Consider the following 3,597-nt stretch of genomic DNA (forward strand, 5'->3'; position numbering starts at 1 on the left):
GCCAAGTAACGACTGATGAGATCCTAGCAGCACTTGAACTAATTAATCAACGACCATTAAAAATACATCATCAACAGACTGCCATTGAAAGATTCCGGGCTTGTTCGGATTAAACTTGTAATTTGCCGTTTTAATTAATGGTCTGATCTCAGTACTTTACTGAGATCAGACCATTTTTATTCGGGTCTAGAATTTTTGATGTTGGAAAGTATTTCCATTCCAAAAGTACTAGGCCCTTTTTGATAACAAAAAAAGGCATCTAAGCCTCCCTAGTGCTATGCTTTAAGCGACGAAACTCAAGATAAGCGGGGTAGGAATAGATGTCTCAACTAGCTAATACACTTAAATTACTGGGAATTACAGACACAAACATTCAGGTGTTCGGTACTCGTGATGAATTTCATGGTCGGGGAACGGCTGAAGCTCAATACTTTCTATCATGGGTTAAGAAGATGGGATTAGATAAGTCCACGGTATTAGCCATTGATGTAGAAGCGCCGGGATTAACCTGGGCAACTACTGGCCAAGTTAACGTGTTCCTGAAATACCTGATTAGTCACGGGTATAAGAATGTGATTACGTACGGCTCAGGTAGCTGGTTCAATGCTGGCCGGATTAATCGGTCCCAGTTAGTAGATAAGGCAATCTGGGTGGCGGCTTATGGTGTCAGTCAACCGGGGGTAGCTAATGCCAACGCTTGGCAATATACCGACAACTGGCACGGAGTGGATTGCAGTTATGATTTCGATGGTAAGCTGTCTGGTAAGGTTACCAAGGCAACGCCTAAGAAAGCCTCATACTGGGCTGATAATGGCTTGTATGAAGTGATTACCAGTGAGGTTAACGTGTATGGTAAGCCAGCCCTAGACAAGGCTAATAAGCGCCGTATTCACTTCTCAAAGGGAAGAACAATCTATGGTAAGGCTGTTAAATATGGCAAGGTGTACCGGATTAAGACTGATGTTGGTTACATCTCTGCTAATAAGGACTACGTGAAGCTGGTCAGAAAGTCGGGTGGTAAGTAATGACCTTTGATCGTTGGATTGAATTAATCACGTTAGCTTTGGCTGTAGTCGCGGGTATCTATGCAGTTTTGATGGTTGTCATGAAGCCCTTCACAGATCGGCTGCAAGACATTGCTCAAAGTATGAAGGATAGCAGCCAGCGAATTGAACGGCTGTTTAATTCGCAAAATACGCTGCGTGAAGATTTAATCACTAGCAGAAGCGAGCATAAAGTTATCAACGAACGCTTAGACAATGTTGAAGATGATGTACGTTAACTGAAAAGTAAATAGTGCTAGAATTAATTTAATCCTTCAAAGTTGACACAACCAAAAAGCCACTCATCTCATCACGAGGTGGGTGGCTTTTTTGAGTAAGTTAAGTGACAGCATTGATTGATTGTTATATGATTGTGTATGTCCTAAATGGACACAAGCAATGCTCCTAAGCAAAGCCTGTATGTACTGATTTCAGAAAAGCCCTCTATTATGCGGAATAGAGGGCTTTTTTGTGTGCATTCTGCTTCATTTAAACGGACAAGTATACGTCTAAAAGCTGAACGTGTTGTCTGAGGGCGTGGTGTTATTCGTTAATTTGGCAGTTATACAAGATGTCCATTCTATAGAACTATAGATCTATAGATATTTAAAAATCGCGCATATTTTGTTGAACAGCTCTAACACTATCTATTACCAATTTTTTGCTTTGGCTTGGCATATTCCGAACATAGCTTTCAACGATTTCGTTGAGAACCTCATAGTTTCGCTTATTTTCAATGGTAGCTATTTGCTTTATGGCCATATGAGTGTCTAATTGTGCCTGGACAGACTTGGGAGTATCTTTTGCTGTCAATCTACGTTTTGGCTTAATTAGTACTTGGTCATTTGGCATGCTTCTGTGTTGTTCTTCAAATTTTTGTGGCTCAATTTTCTGGGGGCGTGTGGTTTTATTCTTTCTAGTTTCTCCAAAAGCACCTAATCCCATTTTATCGTTAGCAGTCATTTTTTAACCTCTAATCAATTTTAAACGTTCTAATAATTCATCTACAACCAAATCATAAAGATGGTGAACCCTTCTGTCGTTTATGTCATGGCTAGCATTATTTGTTATACCAGTGCGATCAAATCGTTTTAATCTAGCCATCTGACGCACCTTTTGTTTAAACATGTTTGCATTGCCGAAGCTTGTAGTTGCATCTTCGATAACGTCTAAATCTAAATCATTTCCGTTTTGTTGTAAGACAGGTAAAACGCCTAACAAATCAATGTCGAGAGAGTAATCGTCTTTGATTTGCAATAAGTGCTTAACGTATGTTTCTGCCCCTCGCAATGAGCGCTCTTGGGTTTGCAAAATAACAATAACGTAATCACTTGCAACCAAAGCGGAATCAGTAAATTTGTTTAATTGTGGGGGAACGTCTAATATTACAAAATCATATTTACTTGAAATTTTTGATAATAGTTTAGAGAAATAATGATCTTGTGTGTAGTCATCAGGAAACGAAGAACTCAGAAATTTATCATAGTTCTGTAAATCATCATCCGAAGGAAGTAAATCTAAGTTATCATTTACATGAACAATTGCATTTTCTAAACTACCTTTTTTTAAAGCAACTTCAAGCGTTTCGCTAAAATCAGGTTTAGTTCCATATACTTGGCTCATTGTTGTAAACAGCAAGTCTGTAGCATTAGCTTGTGGATCAAGATCTACTATTAAGGATTTTTTCCCTCTATTGGATAAGGTGTAAGCAATCATAACAGCATTAGTTGTTTTTCCAACTCCACCTTTAAAATTCCCGGTTGTAATAGTTGTGGTCAACATAGACACATCCTTTTGGGAAAAATTATAGCACAAAAAAATAAAATTCTATAGAACATTTTCTTCAAATCTATAGAACTATAGAAATTAATATCTATAGAACTATAGATCTATAGTTCTATAGATCTAATAAATAGCGAATATTACCGACATAGCAGCTCTATAGAACTATAGATTTATAGAACTATAGAAATGAACATCTATAGATTTATAGAACTATAGATTTATAGAATTATAGATTACATGGTTCTATAGAACTATGTAAAAAGCGCCTTTACTTATTCTTGCTATTAAGATATTATTTAGTCATAAAATAGAACATAAAAAACACCCACCGACTGGCATCGGTGAGCGCCACATAAAAGTCATCTAGTTTAATGACTATTATATCATGGCCGGTGCGATTTTTAAAGCCCTAGGGGACAAGCTGGGGTCTAAATCCAAGGGGACACGTTTGCCAGTGCGACTTCAATAAGTCTGGCTATACCACAACAAGGTCATCTGTACGGCTGGGTGGTGAATGGTGAGCGCGACCATTAACGGCGCGGGTGGTAAAACGAAGCTTCGGCTTGGTGCCACTGATTAGTTGGCAATCGAACAAAAATAAATACGTATTGTCAACGCCTACTAGGGCGTTTTTTAGTAGGTTAAACCGAAAACGTAGGTTTATAATGAGTGGTGGTAGCAATACCGCAATTGTACAGACAAGCGACGGGCGTTAACGACCGACGAACTAAGGGGAAACTTTTAGTAGTAGAATTGTACTCTGGTTCAG

At 38.5% G+C, this 3,597-nt stretch carries 4 protein-coding genes and 1 pseudogene; 3 read left to right on the plus strand and 2 right to left on the minus strand.

What is annotated here, in order from left to right; translation table 11 throughout:
- From ACKTSF_RS14245 to ACKTSF_RS14255, 3 genes and pseudogenes are all read left to right on the plus strand, one after another.
- Positions 1-113: pseudogene (locus tag ACKTSF_RS14245) on the plus strand (IS30 family transposase); the annotation flags it as partial.
- 207 nt (positions 114-320) lie between these two features.
- A complete protein-coding gene (locus ACKTSF_RS14250) occupies positions 321-1,025 on the plus strand; it encodes a GH25 family lysozyme (RefSeq protein WP_373875086.1) in 705 nt (234 codons plus the stop codon).
- Entirely contained in the window at positions 1,025-1,282 is a 258-nt protein-coding gene (locus ACKTSF_RS14255) for a hypothetical protein (RefSeq protein WP_042749376.1), read from the plus strand. Before ACKTSF_RS14250 ends, ACKTSF_RS14255 begins: the two co-directional genes overlap by 1 nt.
- Before the next feature lie 367 nt (positions 1,283-1,649).
- On the opposite strand, the gene ACKTSF_RS14260 is transcribed toward ACKTSF_RS14255, so the two are convergent.
- A complete protein-coding gene (locus tag ACKTSF_RS14260) occupies positions 1,650-2,006 on the minus strand; it encodes a hypothetical protein (RefSeq protein ID WP_042749375.1) in 357 nt (118 codons plus the stop codon).
- Positions 2,007-2,009: 3 nt separating this feature from the next.
- Entirely contained in the window at positions 2,010-2,822 is an 813-nt protein-coding gene (locus ACKTSF_RS14265; RefSeq protein WP_024855822.1) for a ParA family protein, read from the minus strand.
- Positions 2,823-3,597: the final 775 nt, after the last annotated feature.

This window comes from Levilactobacillus muriae (assembly GCF_045862015.1).
Taxonomy (GTDB): domain Bacteria; phylum Bacillota; class Bacilli; order Lactobacillales; family Lactobacillaceae; genus Levilactobacillus; species Levilactobacillus muriae.